Source organism: Algibacter lectus (assembly GCF_004368925.1).
GTDB classification, from domain to species: domain Bacteria; phylum Bacteroidota; class Bacteroidia; order Flavobacteriales; family Flavobacteriaceae; genus Algibacter; species Algibacter lectus.
This window is the reverse complement of sequence record NZ_SORL01000012.1, coordinates 156,615-172,717: the sequence shown is the minus strand read 5'-3', so window position 1 is coordinate 172,717 and position 16,103 is coordinate 156,615. Positions and strand designations below refer to the sequence as shown.

At 34.4% G+C, this 16,103-nt stretch carries 14 protein-coding genes and 1 pseudogene; 5 read left to right on the top strand and 10 right to left on the bottom strand.

The genetic code is table 11. The features are described from left to right. Nucleotides 1-4 precede the first annotated feature (4 nt). From DFQ06_RS17010 to gldB, 8 genes and pseudogenes are all read right to left on the bottom strand, one after another. Nucleotides 5-2,734, bottom strand: coding sequence for a T9SS type B sorting domain-containing protein (locus DFQ06_RS17010; RefSeq protein ID WP_133969058.1), 2,730 nt, complete (start codon nt 2,732-2,734; stop codon nt 5-7). A 403-nt stretch (nt 2,735-3,137) separates the two neighbouring features. Then, nucleotides 3,138-3,821, bottom strand: a complete 684-nt coding sequence (locus tag DFQ06_RS17005) for an SDR family NAD(P)-dependent oxidoreductase (protein ID WP_042504272.1) — start codon at nt 3,819-3,821, stop codon at nt 3,138-3,140. Further along, nucleotides 3,814-4,743, bottom strand: a complete 930-nt coding sequence (locus DFQ06_RS17000; protein ID WP_133969057.1) for a M28 family metallopeptidase — start codon at nt 4,741-4,743, stop codon at nt 3,814-3,816. The genes DFQ06_RS17005 and DFQ06_RS17000 overlap by 8 nt, the downstream gene beginning before the upstream one ends. A gap of 84 nt (nt 4,744-4,827) precedes the next feature. Beyond that, a complete protein-coding gene (locus tag DFQ06_RS16995) occupies nt 4,828-6,456 on the bottom strand; it encodes a pyruvate dehydrogenase complex dihydrolipoamide acetyltransferase (protein ID WP_133969055.1) in 1,629 nt (542 codons plus the stop codon). Nucleotides 6,457-6,459: 3 nt separating this feature from the next. After that, complete coding sequence (gene pdhA, locus DFQ06_RS16990; RefSeq protein ID WP_042504276.1) at nt 6,460-7,458, bottom strand: pyruvate dehydrogenase (acetyl-transferring) E1 component subunit alpha; 999 nt, start codon at nt 7,456-7,458, stop codon at nt 6,460-6,462. Between the two features lie 166 nt (nt 7,459-7,624). Continuing rightward, nucleotides 7,625-8,146 (bottom strand): annotated as a pseudogene (gene cdd / locus DFQ06_RS16985) (cytidine deaminase); the annotation flags it as partial. Nucleotides 8,147-8,320: 174 nt separating this feature from the next. Further along, nucleotides 8,321-8,653 (bottom strand): gliding motility protein GldC, encoded by a 333-nt coding sequence (gene gldC, locus DFQ06_RS16980; RefSeq protein WP_042504278.1) that lies wholly within the window; start codon nt 8,651-8,653, stop codon nt 8,321-8,323. Further along, the gene (gene gldB, locus DFQ06_RS16975) at nt 8,653-9,618 is read right to left on the bottom strand and encodes a gliding motility lipoprotein GldB (protein ID WP_133969053.1); all 966 of its coding nucleotides are present in this window, start codon (nt 9,616-9,618) and stop codon (nt 8,653-8,655) included. The genes gldC and gldB overlap by 1 nt, the downstream gene beginning before the upstream one ends. A 93-nt stretch (nt 9,619-9,711) precedes the next feature. On the opposite strand from gldB, the gene nadE reads away from it, so the two are divergent. Both nadE and DFQ06_RS16965 read left to right on the top strand, forming a co-directional pair. Further along, the gene (gene nadE, locus DFQ06_RS16970) at nt 9,712-10,500 is read left to right on the top strand and encodes an NAD(+) synthase (RefSeq protein WP_042497148.1); all 789 of its coding nucleotides are present in this window, start codon (nt 9,712-9,714) and stop codon (nt 10,498-10,500) included. 100 nt (nt 10,501-10,600) lie between these two features. Continuing rightward, nucleotides 10,601-11,233 carry a response regulator gene (locus DFQ06_RS16965; protein ID WP_042504465.1) on the top strand — a complete coding sequence of 211 codons (633 nt, stop codon included), beginning with the start codon at nt 10,601-10,603 and terminating at the stop codon, nt 11,231-11,233. Here the strand turns inward: DFQ06_RS16965 and dnaG are convergent. Together dnaG and lipB are read right to left on the bottom strand one after the other, a co-directional pair. Then, complete coding sequence (gene dnaG, locus DFQ06_RS16960) at nt 11,228-13,252, bottom strand: DNA primase (protein WP_133969051.1); 2,025 nt, start codon at nt 13,250-13,252, stop codon at nt 11,228-11,230. The genes DFQ06_RS16965 and dnaG overlap by 6 nt on opposite strands. A gap of 58 nt (nt 13,253-13,310) precedes the next feature. Next, nucleotides 13,311-14,009, bottom strand: coding sequence for a lipoyl(octanoyl) transferase LipB (gene lipB, locus DFQ06_RS16955; RefSeq protein ID WP_133969049.1), 699 nt, complete (start codon nt 14,007-14,009; stop codon nt 13,311-13,313). Nucleotides 14,010-14,084: 75 nt separating this feature from the next. Here lipB and DFQ06_RS16950 point away from each other — a divergent pair, with 75 nt between their 5' ends. Genes DFQ06_RS16950 through rluF form a run of 3 tightly spaced genes read left to right on the top strand, consistent with a single transcriptional unit; the run spans nt 14,085 to nt 16,061 of the window. Further along, entirely contained in the window at nt 14,085-14,453 is a 369-nt protein-coding gene (locus DFQ06_RS16950; protein ID WP_133969047.1) for a cupin domain-containing protein, read from the top strand. 6 nt (nt 14,454-14,459) lie between these two features. After that, the gene (locus DFQ06_RS16945; RefSeq protein ID WP_133969045.1) at nt 14,460-15,287 is read left to right on the top strand and encodes an alpha/beta fold hydrolase; all 828 of its coding nucleotides are present in this window, start codon (nt 14,460-14,462) and stop codon (nt 15,285-15,287) included. Nucleotides 15,288-15,305: 18 nt separating this feature from the next. After that, complete coding sequence (rluF, locus tag DFQ06_RS16940) at nt 15,306-16,061, top strand: 23S rRNA pseudouridine(2604) synthase RluF (RefSeq protein ID WP_074938853.1); 756 nt, start codon at nt 15,306-15,308, stop codon at nt 16,059-16,061. Nucleotides 16,062-16,103 lie beyond the last annotated feature (42 nt).

Here is a 16,103-nt window from a genome sequence, read left to right as displayed (position 1 = left end):
CAACTTATTTGCTTAAATAAAAATTCCCCTGAAAAGGTTTAGTCATCCCGTCTTTCGGATCGAAAACATAAAAATAAACTCCAGAAGACAATTGCTTCCCAAGTGTTCCTGAAACATTCGATTTACCAGAAAACAAAGGTGTACTTTTTGTGCCTTTATATACGGTAACTCCATATCTATTGTGAATATTTAATTCGAAATTTGGATAGGTTTCTGGTAAATTACATAAATCGAAAACATCGTTTACATTGTCACCATTAACCGATATACCATCTTTAATACAACTTTCACAATTATCATCTCCAAAAGGTAGGATAGTAACCGTCATGGCTATTTTGGGAGATTCGCAACCGTTTTCATCTACCGCTGTAACAAAATAATCTTCGCCGTTTATTAAAACAGTTCCTAATGGCAACGGAGTTGTATCAATGGCTGTATCATACCAATTAAAATCATATCCATTATTAGCGACTAAGCTATTAACGGTTTCACCATCTACAGCGCAAAAAGTTTGATTAGATGCTGTTGGCACCTCAACCTCAGAAATAGTAATTTCTATTAAGGCTGTATCTAAAAGACATGACGCATGCCCTTGAATTTCGTATCGAAAATTATAAACTCCTGCCACTAATTGAGAAACATCTAATAAATTCCCTATAGGTGAATTACCATTATCTACATCTATAAAAACACCTCCGCTATTCGCTGTATCATCTAGGTAATCTATTAAATCGATTTCCAAATCAGATCGGCACACATCATAAGCAACATCCTCTCCTGCACTTGGACTCTTATAAAGAGTTACCGTAATAGTTGCCTCACTACCAGAACACATAGTTGTTCCTTCTGGCGTTACATTATCAGGAACTGTATAAGTATAAACTCCGGCATCAGCAGTTTTTGGATCAAATTCAGCTTTATAATCGGTTGTAACAAATCCGTTTGGCCCTGTCCAAGTTCCTGTTCCGCTAGGGTTTCCTTCTAATTCATCAAACAAATCAAAAACACCATTGTTATCACAAACATCTAATAGTGTATCAACACCAGCAGTATATTCTTCATAAACTGTAAACGATAAATTTGCACTATCCACACAACCTTTATCTGTTAAGGTTGAATATGTAAAATCGAACAACTGGCTACCCTTTACTTCTGGCAACTCGTAGGTTGTTGGATTTGTAATAGTTTCTCCAGAAATATTATCAACCCATGTTCCTAAAGGTCCTTGGTAAATTGGATCGTCAATACTATTAGTGTTCAAACGAGAAAATAGATTTAAAGGACTTGCTATTAACGGATCGTTTTCGCAAAACTCCATCCCCACAGTATCTTCACCTGCATAATTTTTCGGTAATAAAATAATAGTAACATTAGCGAATTGTGGATCGCATGGCGATGTACCACTAGTTCCACAAGCATTGCACAAACTAGAAACATAGTACCTAAAAACGTAGGTACCGGCATTAGCTTGAGTAAGTATATTTAAATCGATATATCCAGAATCGGTATCTATTCTAATATCTGAAGGTCCCGAAACAAAACTCCAAGAACTACAGCTGGATGCTTCCGCATAATCATACAATATCCCGTTTTCGGTTGTAAAAATTAATTCATTGTATAAACTTATACCTGCCGGCTTATTATCATCTAAGCACACTTCTAGAGGCTCAACTTGATAAAAAGGTTTTATAGGTTCGTAAATTCTAAATACTACTTCCGATTCTTTACTTGGGCAATCGGTTAAAGAAGATCTTGCTTCTACCGAATACGTATACGTAAATTCTCTACAACCAAAATTAGAAGTACTACTTTTTAAATTATCATAAACCTCTCTAATATTGATATTAGAATCTGCTGGGTTTGAAATTTGGTTTGTAGGATCAAAAGCAGATTTCCATGTACCTTCTACATCTTCACCTACAAGGAATCTATCATCGGTTAAATCAATATCTGCATCCCACATTCCAGATAATATATCACTCTCACAAATATCATAAGTTGAAGGTTCTCCAGAAAGTACATCACGAATAACTTCTACTTTAAAATAAGATACTTTTTCAGAATCGCATGGCGACACACCATAAACGGTATATTTAAATTCGAAAACATCAAACTCTACTAGATCTCCGTAAGGCTCATAAGGAATTTCGGCATTAAACTTACCTTCAACACTTAAGCCTTTAAAATTACTTGGGTCTCCCATATTCCCTACAAACTCCCAAACACCATTTTTGTGAGGTGATGGTTGCGACTCAAAAACTTGAAATAAATCGAAACCAGCTAATACTGCTTGACATACCGTAACATTAGCATCGTTAACTCCTGCGGGCGGCAAAGGTTTCCCTTCAAAAGGGCCGAGAACAATATTTAATCGTGTTTTTATACCATCGGGACACGCACTAGACGTATCGATTAATTGAAACTGGTACGAATCGATATCAACCGAAGCATCTTTTAAATCCCATAAATATAAATCACCAGTAGATACATCTAGGGAGAAATTATAATTTGGATCGAACCAAGTACCCGAAGCCGATGTTATTGGCGTTGAAACTCCAGGAAGAGCATTATAAACGTCGTATAAATTAATTATTCCGTCGGGCGTTCCGTCAGCATCCTTATCAACGATTGTCATGTCACAAACATTATAAGTTACTACTTCATCGCATTGCGCATGTACTTTTGCAAAACAAGATATTAGAAGAGCAAAAGCCAAAAAGAGGACTTTTTTCAATTGAGTTAATTTAGGTTTTAAGCAAAGTATTATTTCCAATGCATGAGCAAAGGTGTAGAAAATAAAAACCTACAACTAAAAAATGAAGGAAAAAGTTAAAATTTAACGCATAATATCTATGATTTATGCATTTTAACGATTAAATTTTATAAAATCATCTGAAAATTTAACATAAATATCTAAAAAAAATCACTTTTTAAACACAAAACAGATTATCGGATTTTCCATTTTCTTTCCTAAACCATCTTTAACCTATCTAAATTTACTCACGTAAACCTCCTAAACAGTTTAACGCATTGAATAGATTTATTAGAATTACACTACCTGAAAGACTTTCCTTCCACCAAAACATTTTAACATAATTCACAATTTAATAAAAAACAACTTCTAAAGCGTATTTACATTACGGCGTAGAATTAGAAACCTGTAACATTTTACCGTTATAATACTTATTTCCGTTAAGTGAGAAATCGAAAATATATTGAGCCATTTCTAAAGCTGTAGTTGGTGCTTGATAACCAGGAAAAGCTTCTTCCAGCATTTCGGTTTGCACAGCTCCTAAAGCCAATACATTAAAAGCAATGCCAGATTCTTTATATTCTTCCGCTAAGAGCTCTGTAAGCGTAATTACGGCTGCTTTACTAGAACTATAAGCTGCTAAGCCCGGAAACTTCATACTACCTTGCACACCTCCCATAGAGCTAATAGTAACCACGTGGCTTGAAGCCTGCATAAACGGAAGTACTTTTCTAGTTATTTCAGCAACACCAAAAACATTTGTTCTATAGACCGCTTCAAAATCTGCCATTGTTATTTCTGAAAATGGTTTGTTTAGTAAAGCTCCAGCGTTATTAATTAACACATCAACTTGTTTCCAATTTTCAGAAATAAAAGTTTCAACTTTCACATAAGCCTTTTCATCATTTAAATCGAAAGAAAAACAAGTAACGTTTTCTAAATTCAAATCACTAATAGTTTTTTCATTCCGCGAAAGCGCCAATACATTATGCCCTTCGTTTGCAAAAAGCTGTACCAACTCAAAACCAATACCTCTACTTGTTCCTGTAACAATTATATTTTTACTCATTGGTAAGTTTTATTTCTTTAGTTGAAGCATTTATCATCCCCTCTAGAGCAGGAATCATTTTATTTATAAAGTTCGTCATGTGTTTAAAATCCATGTTTTCAGTTTCGTCATCCACATGATGATAAAAATCAAAATTTGTAAAATCGAAGGTTGAAATGGCTTGCGCCGGAATTTGAAAAGATTTGTAGAATGGATAGTTATCTGAACGTTTAAACAAATTAAATTCTTTGGCCTTTGGCAGAAACCCTATAATTTCAGCATTAGCGTAACTGTTTAATTTTTCAGCCATATTCGATTCTTTAAAACCGGTAACATAAGCCATCATTTCTCCTTCTGCTCTAGGAACTCCAATCATCTCGAAATTAATCATGGTATATACATTTAAACTATCGCTTTTTAAACGCTCAGCTAAATGCCCAGAACCTTTTAAGCCCATTTCTTCTGCAGCATAAAGCGTAAACAAAACACTACGCTTATTAGTTTTAGTTTCAGAAAAATATTTTGCCCATTCCATAACAGCTACCGTACCCGAAGCATCATCGTTAGCTCCATTTGCAATAACATCGCCATTAACTTCTTTTGCCGTACCAATATGATCGTAATGCGCACCTAAAATCACAAATTCATCTTTTAAACCCGGATCATTGCCTTCAATATAACCTACCACATTATAACCTATGATATCTTTTACATTAAAGGTATCTCTATAAGTTTCAAAATAAGGTTTTATATTATTTTCACTAAAGAAGTTCTCTATAAAAACTGCCGCTTTTTCTATACCAATACTTCCTGTACTCCGGCCTTCCAAAACATCGGATGCTAAATACTCTAAACTTGTTTTAATAGATTTTTCTTCTATTTTATTTTGAGCAGCACAGCTAAAAACAAACATTACTAAACTAAGACTTAATATATTTTTCATATTTCGATTTAAAAATTAAAGATAAAAAAAACCTGCTTCAATAATATGAAACAGGTCTTTATATTTAGATTTTTAAAAATCTGGTTACACTAACATAGTTACCGGGTTTTCAATATATCCTTTTAATGTTTGAAGGAATAAAGCACCTGTAGCACCATCAACCGTTCTATGATCGCATGCTAATGATAACTTCATGGTATGTCCAACAACAATTTGTCCGTTTTTAACCACTGGCTTTTCAACAATATTTCCAACAGAAAGAATTGCAGAGTTTGGCTGATTGATAATCGATGTAAATGTATCGATACCAAACATACCCAAGTTAGATACAGTGAATGTACTACCTTGCATTTCATCTGGAGTTAATTTTTTGTTTTTAGCCTTACCTGCAAGCTCTCTAACCGCAGCACCAATTTGTGGTAACGACTGCTCGTTTGCAAACTTAACAACCGGTACAACTAAACCATCTGGAACTGCTACTGCAACACCAATATGTACGTGATTATTCAATCTCATTTTATCTGCAAACCATTGAGAGTTTACTTGAGGATGTTGTTTTAACGCTAAAGCACAAGCTTTAACGACAATATCGTTATAAGATATTTTAGTATCAGGAATTGAGTTAAACTGCGTTCGGAAAGACATAGCGTTTTCCATATCGAACTCCACACTTAAATAATAATGTGGTGCAGAAAACTTAGAGTTTGTTAACGCTTTAGCAATTGCTTTACGCATTTGAGAATTATCAACCTCATCAAAATCTTCTTGACCAGAAGGTACAAATTTACCCGCTGCCGCCGCAGAAGTTGCTGGCTCGTAATTTTCTATATCACGTTTTACAATGCGTCCGTTTTCTCCAGACCCTTGTATTTTTGTTAAGTTAATACCTTTATCTTCAGCTAACTTTTTTGCTAATGGAGATACATGTACACGCCCATCTGCCGTTACTGGCGTTGGAGCAGGTGCACTTGTTTTAGGTTTAGAAGGAGTAGCTGATGCAGGAGCACTCTTTGGTGCTTCTTTTTTAGCTTCAGTTTTTGGAGCGTCTACTTTAGCAGCCGGTACAGCCGAACTAAAACTAGAAGCAACTCCAGAAACATCTGTTCCTGCAGGGCCAATAATAGCTAAAAGCTCATCTACTTTTGCAGAATCGCCTTCTTGTAGACCTACATATAATAAAGTACCAGATTGGAATGATTCAAATTCCATTGTTGCTTTATCCGTTTCAATTTCAGCTAAAATATCGCCTTCTTCAACGCTATCACCTACTTTTTTCAACCAAGTTGCAACAGTACCTTCTTCCATGGTATCACTTAAACGTGGCATGGTAACAACTATAACACCTTCTGGCAATTCTGCCGATGCTGGCGCTTCGTCTTTAGTTTCTTCTACTACTGGAGCAGCTTCCTCTGTTTTTTCTTCAGTCGCTTCCGCTGAAGCATCACCACCGCTTAAAAGCGCCGAAATATCTTCACCTTCGTCACCAATAATAGCTAAAAGCTCATCTACTTTAGTAGTTTCACCTTCTTGAACACCAATATGAAGTAAAGTACCTTCATTGAAAGACTCAAACTCCATTGTGGCTTTATCAGTTTCAATTTCGGCTAAAATATCGCCTTCTTCAATTTTATCTCCTACTTTTTTCAACCAAGCTGCAACGGTACCTTCTTCCATGGTATCGCTTAAACGAGGCATATTTACTACTATTGCCATAGCTTATATTTTGTGTTGTATAAATGGATAATCTTCTTGTTCGTATACCATATCGTAAAGCTGTTGCTTTTCTGGATACGGAGATTCGTCTGCAAATTTTTCACATTCTGCAACACGATCTTTAACACGCTTATCGATTATTTTAATATCGTCTTCCGTAGCATATTTGTTTTCAAGAATAACATCTTTTACTTGCGTAATTGGATCTATTTTCTTGTACTCCTTTACTTCGTCTTTTGTTCTGTAATGTTGCGCATCACTCATTGAGTGCCCTCTGTAACGGTAAGTTTTCAACTCTAAGAAAGTTGGACCATCACCACGACGACCTCTTTGAATAGCTTCATCAAAAGCTTCAGCAACTTTAATTGGGTTCATACCATCTACAGGCCCGCAAGGCATGTCATAACCTAAACCTAATTTCCAGATATCAGTATGATTCGCTGTTCTTTCTACTGAAGTTCCCATAGCATAACCGTTGTTTTCACAAACAAATACCACTGGTAATTTCCAAAGCATTGCTAAGTTGAATGCTTCGTGAAGAGAACCTTGTCTTGCAGCACCATCACCAAAACAACATAAAGTTACAGCATCGCTACCATGATACTTATCGCCAAATGCAATACCTGCTCCTAAAGGAATTTGACCACCAACAATACCGTGACCACCATAAAAACGAAATTCTTTAGAAAAAATATGCATAGAACCTCCCATACCTTGAGACGTTCCCGTTACTTTTCCATATAATTCTGCCATAACACGTTTAGGATCTACTCCCATACCAATAGGTTGAACGTGATTACGATAAGCAGTTATCATTTTATCTTTAGTCAAATCCATAGCGTGCAAAGCACCTGCTAAAACAGCTTCTTGACCATTGTATAAGTGAAGAAATCCTCTTACTTTTTGTTGAATGTAAACGGCAGCTAGCTTGTCTTCAAACTTTCTCCAGAATAACATGTCTTCATACCATTTGAGGTAAACCTCTTTTGTGATTTTTTGCATCGACTAGTATTAATGTTTTTATTTCGCGAAAGACAAAAGTAACACATTGCAAGTAATTGTAAAAACCCATTGCCCTTAAAGTGAAAAAAATATTAAAAAAACTTAATTTGAGAACGCCTTTAAATTATCTTCAAATAATTTGAACGAATACTGATTTTTTAAAAATCTAAAGTGCTGATTTATCAAAACCTAAAGGCAATAAATTAGCCAATGAATTCGACTTAGCCACTTTACCTGTTTCGCCCATAAAATAAATCTCTATTGGGCTATCTTGTTTTACCTCATATTCGGCAATAGATTGACGACAAGCCCCACATGGCGGAATTGGTGATAACGTTGTTTTTACTTTTGAACCCGCCGTTATAGCCATACGTACAATTTTTGCTTCTGGATATTTTGCTCCTGCATAATATATTGCTGTACGCTCAGCACACAAACCTGACGGATATGATGCGTTTTCCTGATTACTACCTGTAATTATTTCATTATTATCCAAAAGTATGGCAGTGCCCACATGAAATTTAGAATATGGCGCATAAGCTTTATCTCGAGCTTCTATAGCTTTTGCCATTAATGCAACAACATCATCAGGTGTTTCATTTAAATCATCATAAACGTATAAGGTGGATTCTATCTTTACTTCTTTCATATGTTTTTTTATTAGTATAACTAGCTTTTCAATTTTAGAAGCTTTAAAAAATTGTTTTAAATTTCATCTTAAATATTGAAAAATCTAAAGTTTTGAACGCAACAATGTAAGCTAAAAGTTGATATCTACAACTAAAGCCGTTATTTTTTTTCAATTTACACCGCTACTTTGTGACGTAAAAAGAAATTAAAAATTTCGAATATGCGTGAAAAACTATTTTTTAATCTCTAATTTCTCAGCAAAATAATCACAGAAATCCTTCATGGTTGCTGTCATTTTTTCATCTTGCGTAGCACGATTAAATGTGTTACTCATAGCCACAAGTGTTTGATGAAAAAAGACTTTCATCTCATCTACAGGCATATCTTTTGTCCAAAGGTCAATACGTAAACTTTCTTGGGTTTTAGAATCCCAAACCGATAGCATCATGGCTTTAGCTTCAGCATTTGAAATACCTCCATCTTGGGCTGTCCAATGTAATTTTTCTGGAACTCGATTTTCATCTAACTCCACATTTAATTCAATTTTAGATTTTATATTAGCCATTACTTTTTTTTTGGTTTAAATTTTGATTTATTAAAGAGTTCTTCGGCATTCATAATCAACATATCTTTAAAAGATGTGTCGTTGTTATCCATGTATGCTCTCACTATTTGCCAACCTATGTACTGCCCGATCTTCCCGGGAGATTCGCCATCTATGCCTTCTAAATAAAATTTAGAAAATGGAGCTGGGTTTATAAAACGGTTAGGTAATTTAGAATTTGTACTGTATAATAATTCACGTTCTACAAAATACTGCCAAACAGAACTTTCGTTATTTTTAACCCAAGTTAACTCGTCTTGAGTGTAGCTTATTCGTTCGTTTTCTAACTTAAAAGGAATAACCTGATCTTTAAAATATAGAATTTTACCAAAATAGATCATTTCATCTAAAAGTGTTTTTCTTTCCGGCTGAAAAACATGTTTCTTAGCATATTCTTCAGCAACATCTACAACAATCTGTTCTTTCCTTAAATCTTCCGAAATGTATTTTGGAATACTTTGATAAAAATAATGATCTTTCCCTAAGTAGACATCTAGAGCCACCAAAACAATAGTATCGGTAACAATTACTCGGTTTCTATAATCTACATTACTAGTTGTAGTTATAACTCGTGGCGTATTAAATTCAGGAAAATAATAATGAATATAACTTAGCAATTCCTCTAGATCTTCTTCCGTGTTTTGATAATTGACAAACACCTTATCAACCTCACCACTTAGCTCCTGTTGCAAAGTATCGTTCACTTTTTCTATCCAAATAGAATCTGGTATAGCTGCCGGAAACATGAACGGATAAGCCTTTTTTAATTTAGGCAATTCTTCGAGATTAGTTTGTGCAAAAAACTGATCGAAGCGTTCTACAGAAATATCTATCTTGTTGTTCTCCAATGCCAATTCTACATCACTTTTCTTTTTACAAGAAAAAACACAAATAGCAACAAGGATTATTAATGACAGTTGTTTCATACTAAAACTTAAACGTTTTAAATTTTTATTAATTGAGTGATTACAGTATTTTTGTTGGCAAAGGTAGTATTCTTATATCAAAACTCTTCTAAAATGCAAACAGAAAAAGTAGTAGATTATATTGTAAATTGGTTAAAAGATTATGCAACAAAAGCTGGAGTAAACGGTTTTGTAATAGGTGTTTCTGGCGGAATAGACTCGGCAGTTGCCTCGACATTATGCGCCAAAACTGGATTAAACGTTTTATGTATTGAAATGCCAATACACCAAGCCGAAAGCCACGTTACTCGTGCACAAGAACATATTGCACAACTTTCTAAACGCTTTGATAATGTTAGCGATACAAGAACCGATTTAACGCCAGTATTTGAGTCTTTTAAATCTGAATTGTTTTTCGACGGAGATAAAGCTACAGTCGATATGGCACTAGCCAATACGAGAGCACGTTTACGCATGACCACTTTATACTATTATGCCGGACTTTATAAACTATTAGTTGCAGGAACAGGTAATAAAGTTGAAGATTTTGGTGTTGGTTTTTACACAAAATACGGCGATGGAGGTGTAGATTTAAGTCCAATCGCAGATTTATTAAAATCTCAAGTTTATGAAATTGGTGAGTTTTTAGAAGTTCCAGAATCTATTATGAAAGCTGCTCCTAGCGACGGGCTTTTTGGAGATACAAGAAGTGATGAAGATCAAATTGGAGCCTCGTATCCCGAGTTAGAATGGGCAATGTCCATGGATGAAGCTGGCAAAACAGCTGCAGAATTTTCTGGACGCGAGCTTGAAGTTTTTAAAATTTACAAAAGATTTAATTCTAGTAATAAACACAAAATGATTGCCATCCCAATCTGTGATATTCCTGATAATTTGATGTAATTTTTGTAAAATACGTAAAAAACTCATACTTTAGCCCCCGAGCTTTTTTCTTTCAAGTAGTATATTCTCTCAACCCTTTACAATGAAAGCTCGGAAAATTATGATAAAATTATTAATAGCAGACAACCATCCTATTACTAGGAAGGGACTAGAGGTGCTTTTTTCTGCCTCACCAAACATCGAAATTGTTGGAAGTTTACAAGATGGAAATGACATCTTAGATTTCATTAGAAAAAACGAAGTGGACATTATTTTAACTGAAGCTGATTTCCCTAAGCTTAATGGTTTAACCCTTTTACGTTATTTAAAAAATGATTTCCCCGACATTAAAACCGTGATTTTTAGCGGTGAACCTGAAGAAGTTTATGCTATAAATGCTATTAAAGCAGGAGCTTCTGGATTTATCCATAAATCTGTAAATGTGATTACTATCAACGAAGCTATTTTAAAAGTTTACGATGGTGGTATTTATTTAAGTAATGACCTAACCCAACAACTAGCGTTTGGGAACAGAGTGAATAAAGGCTCTGGAACGTTTTACAAAAAGTTATCCACTAGAGAAGCTGAAGTTTTAAAGCTTTTAACTATCGGTAGAAAAAACAAAGAAATCTCTAAAGAATTAGACATTAACGAAAAAACAGTAAGTACTTACAAAGCGCGTTTAATGCGTAAGCTTAAAGTAACAAACCTTATTGATTTAGTTAACCAAGCGAAACTAGCAGAACACCTATAGTACGCGGTTTAATTTTCGAGATAACAACATTTTAAGACCCGAATAGTCTCTTACTTCTTCTAGTATGTTTCTATTCGAGTCTTTTTTATTTTGCAACGTTTCTTGTTGAAACTCTTTTACTTTTTGATCTATTAAAAAGCAACGCAAATTAAGTATGGTCTCGCTTACTAGTTGTGCTATACTCATTTTTTTCTCCTTCGGAAAAATATTCATTCTATTCCAATCGTCTAGCGCATAGCGATCATCATCCATTAAAATAGTAGTAATTTCGCTAGACATATCTGTACTTACGGTATTGATGAAGGTCTTTAACTCAAACTTCGTATCCTGATTTAATCTATCAATAATGGTGTAATAAAGCTCCTTAAATTGTGTATTTGTAAACTCCATTTCATCATCCTGCAAATCTAAAAACACCTTTTCGAATACTTTTGCCTCATGCACAACAGGTTCTAAAACCAAATCGCCTTTTTCATTTTCTTTCAAAACTAAATCTTCAAACTCCTCTACCTCATTACCATAAAGCAGAAGCACTTCAATAATCTTTCGTTCTAAAAGATACTGAACATCTACTTTTTTTACAGGCTCTTTATTTGTAATCACCTCAAACGGATAATTATCCGGAGGACCTTCTCTTGGGTCTTGATTCGGATCCATATTCGGATCCATATTATAATTCTGTTTATTAGTTGCTGGCTTCGAGTTATTATCTTTGGCTGTTTTACTATCAATTTGCGCAAGTGTGCTGAATAATACAGATTCACTCATATCCATGATACGCGCACATTCTTGAATGTAAATTTCCTTCTTTATCTGGTCTGGAATTTTAGAAATACTATTTACAATATCTCTAACCGTATCTGCTTTTTTAATCGGATCGTTTTTAGACTCTTCGAATAAAATAGATGCTTTAAATTGAATAAAATCTTTAGCATTTTCAGTTAAATATGTAGAAACTTCCTCTAATGTATTTTGTTTTGCAAAACTATCAGGATCTTCACCTTCTGGGAAGGTACACACCTTAACGTTCATGCCTTGCTCTAAAATTAAATCGATACCACGTAGCGACGCTCGCATACCTGCTGCATCCCCATCAAAAAGGACCGTAATATTTTTGGTAAGCCTATTTATTAATCTAATTTGATCTGGTGTTAATGCTGTACCAGAAGATGCTACAACATTGGTAATTCCCGTTTGATGAAACTGAATAACATCGGTATAACCTTCAACCAAATAACAGTTATCTTCTTTTGCTATACTTTGCTTAGCATGATAAATACCATACAACACCTTACTCTTATGATAGATATCACTTTCTGGCGAATTCATATACTTCGCTGCTTTTTTATCAAGCACCAAAATACGACCACCAAAACCTAACACACGGCCACTCATACTTTTTATAGGAAACAACACACGACCTTTAAAACGATCGAAACGCTTATCTCCTTTAACAATGGTTAACCCTGTTTTTGCTAAATAATCGATATTATAGCCTTGTTTCAAAGCCTCATCGGTAAAACCTTGCCATTCGTTTAGCGAATATCCTAAATCGAATTTTTTAATAGTTTCTTCTGTAAAACCACGCTCTTTAAAATAACTTAAACCAATAGATTTTCCTTGGTCTGTTTTATGAAGAATTTTCTGAAAGTAGGTATTTGCGAATTCACTAACCAAATACAAACTTTCACGCTCATTAGCCTGCTCTTTTTGTTCATTAGATTGCTCGGTTTCTTCTATTTCAATATTATATTTTTTTGCTAAATATTTTATCGCTTCCGGATAAGTAAAATGCTCATGCTCCATTAAAAAAGACACAGATGTACCGCCTTTTCCTGTTGAAAAATCTTTCCAGATTTGCTTCACTGGCGATACCACAAAACTTGGCGAGCGCTCGTCACTAAAAGGACTCAACCCTTTAAAGTTACTACCTGCTTTTTTTAAGTTTACAAAATCGCCTATAACCTCCTCTACTCGGGCGGTTTCAAATACTAAATCTATGGATGCTGGTGATATCAAATTTAACTCTCTTTTTTAAAATAAAAACAATTTATTATTTAAATAATCGCGGTTCTTTTTAAACAAATTCAGCTTCAAAAAGAGCTTTAAAATGTTTTAGTAATTTCTCTTTTACCTCAACCTCATCCACTGTTTTTTGAGCTAACTCTACATTAAGTGATGTCACTGCTTTACCGCGAATACCGCATGGTATAATATTATCAAAATATCCCAAATTAGCATTTACATTTAATGCAAATCCATGCATAGTAACCCAACGACTTGCGCGCACACCCATAGCGCATATTTTTCGAGCAAAAGGTGTTCCAACATCAAGCCATACTCCTGTTTCACCTGGGCTTCTTTCTGCCTTTAATCCATATTCTGCTAAAGTTAAAATAATCATTTCTTCTAAAAAGCGTAAATATTTATGAATATCGGTGAAAAAATTCTCCAAATCTAAAATAGGATAACCAACAATTTGCCCTGGACCATGGTAAGTAATATCTCCTCCTCTATTTATTTTATAAAAGCTTGCTCCTTTTTCGGCCAACTGTGCTTCATTTAAAAGCAAGTTCGACAAATCGCCACTTTTACCCAAAGTATATACATGCGGATGCGTAACAAACAAAAAATAGTTTTTGGTTTTTAGAGCGGTTTCCTCTCTCCTATTCTTTATTTTTGCATCAACAATACCCTTAAACAAAGCCTCTTGGTAATCCCAAGTATCTTTATAATCTTTATAGCCTAAATCCTGCAGTTCAATTTGCTTATTCATAGGCTGCAAAATTACAATATTTTAAGGAGAAAGATTAACGTAAAACAGCAATAAGACAAAAGTAAAATTATAGATATGTCTAAAAAAAAATATACCATTCAAGCCAATCCCTTTATTGTACCAACAACCGATGGTAAAATCATTAAAGAGCATTTTGGAAACACAACCGATGGCAATAAAGACATCAGTATTGCACACATGAAAGCCCCTGCAGGCTGGAGTGAGCCTTTTCAAACTCCTGAATTCGATGAGTTCACCTTTATTATTAGTGGTAAAAAACAATTTATTATCGATGGCGAAACTATTGTTTTAGAAGCGGGACAATCTATAAAAATTGAACGCAATACTAGAGTACAATACTCTAATCCATTTACCGAAGTTTGTGAATATATTGCTATTTGCACCCCAGCTTTTTCAATAGATTTAGTAAACCGAGAAGCGTAAACAAAAATGAAAAAATATATCCCTAAAATTATTGGCAACGGCATAAATGCTATTGGTTTTTTAGCTCCAAAATACGCTGCACACCTATCAATCGTTTTATTTTCTTCTCCTAAAAAAGGTAAAACTAACGAAAAGCAAGCCGCTTACTTAAAAAGTGCACAACAAGACGAACTTATTTGCAACGATATTAAAATAAAAACTTACCAGTGGCCCGGTAAAAAAGACACTATTTTGTTGGCACATGGATGGGAAAGCAACACCTACCGCTGGAAAGATTTAATTGAACTTCTAAAAGCTGAAGATTATAACGTGATTGCACTAGATGCTCCTGCACACGGAAGTTCTGGCGGAAAACTTTTTAACGCTTTAATTTACTCTGAATGTATACACGCTGTGGCCAAAAAATTTAAAGCAACAACTATTATAGGGCATTCAGTTGGCGGCATGGCTACCGCTTTTGGTAATTATAATTTACCAATAGACCATGTAGAAAAACTTGTACTTCTAGGAGCTCCTGCAGATTTCACAGGTGTTTTCTCCAGATATATAGATATGATGGGCTACAACAAACGCGTTTCTAAAGCAATGAATACCTATGTTTTAAAACGCTTTAATAATTTGCCTGAATATTTTAACGCAGCACAATTTACTCAAGAGTTTAAAGCCAAAGGTCTTATTGTTCACGATAAAAAAGATAGAATTATTCCTTATAAAGATGGGTTGAAATTTAAACAGAACTACACAAATGGTGAGTTTGTTTCTACTAAAGGTTTTGGGCATGGTTTAAAATCAGATTTAGTTTACAATCATATTTTAGACTTTTTAAACACTTAATTAACCTATTTTTGCAAGATGGAAGTACAATTAAAACGTATTAATAAATTTTTAAGTGAAGTTGGTTATTGCTCGCGAAGAGAAGCCGATAAACTAATCGATGCTGGACGTGTAACAATTAATGGTAGTATACCAGAAATGGGGACTAAAATCGCGCCTAACGATGTAGTATGCGTTGATGGCAAAGAAATTACAAATACTAAAACATCGTTTGTTTATTTAGCATTCAATAAACCCGTAGGTATTGTTTGTACAACAGACACTTCCGTGGAAAAAGATAACATCATTGATTTTATAAATTACCCGAAACGTATTTTCCCTATTGGACGATTAGATAAGCCAAGTGAAGGCCTAATTCTTTTAACCGATGATGGAGATATTGTAAACAAGATTCTACGTGCTAGTAACAATCACGAAAAGGAATATATAGTTACGGTTGACAAACCAATTTCTCAAACATTTATTGAACGCATGGCAGGCGGTATTCCTCTAGAAGAACTAAACAAAACCACAAAGAAATGTGATGTTCAAAAAATAAACACTTATACCTTCAAAATTATTTTAACACAAGGTTTAAACCGTCAAATCCGTCGTATGTGCGATTACCTAAACTACGAGGTAGAGACTTTAAAACGTGTTAGAATTATGAATATTAAACTCGATATGCCTATTGGCGAATATCGCGAGTTAAGCAAAGAAGAATTTATTGATTTAAATAAGCTTTTGGAAGATTCCACAAAAACTTATGAAGACAATAAAAAACGCAAAGCATAAAAAAAAGCCTCAAATTTAAATTTGAGGCTTTTTTTTATTTCT